We start from the raw sequence: 587 nt of genomic DNA on the forward strand, positions 1-587 counted from the left end.
CACCTTCGAAGACTGCCGCACCGGCTTCGCCCGCGGCGCCCGCTCACCACCCCGGCGACTCCCGCCAGCACGCCTCCGCCCAGCACCAGCACCCACCACCTCCCCCACAACACCACCCTCATCAACCACCCCCAGCCCAACATCACCCACACCAGACAAAACCGCACCAGCCTGTCCATCCAGAGCCTGCCCATCAGGAGCCTGTCCATCCGAAAAGGACACCAACGGCTCATCCCCAGCGTCCATCTGTCCCTGTCCAACCGGAGCCTGTCCAACCGCAGCCGCTCCGTCCGAAAAGGACACCAACGGCTCATCCCCAGCGTCCATCTGCCCCTGCTCAACACCAGGCGACAACGGAGGCGCACTGACAAAACCAAAGGTGGACAACAACGCCGGATCAAGCGTCAACGGATCCAGCCCGCTCTGCTCCACACCACCCTCATCCATCACATCCGGCTCCCCACCACCGAACTCCCCACCACTCAGCTCCCAACCACCGAACTCCCCACCGCCGAACTCCCCACCGCCGAACTCCCCACCGCCGAACTCCCCACCACCGAACTCCCCACCACCGAACTCCCCACCAC

At 65.4% G+C, this 587-nt stretch carries 1 protein-coding gene; it reads right to left on the reverse strand.

What is annotated here, in order from left to right:
* Positions 1–209, reverse strand: a 209-nt coding sequence (locus tag IEZ09_RS47340) for a hypothetical protein (RefSeq protein ID WP_368856234.1), incomplete at its 3' end; no start/stop codon positions are given.
* Positions 210–587: the final 378 nt, after the last annotated feature.

Source organism: Lentzea flava, assembly GCF_014648475.1.
Classification (GTDB): Bacteria; Actinomycetota; Actinomycetes; order Mycobacteriales; family Pseudonocardiaceae; genus Lentzea; species Lentzea flava.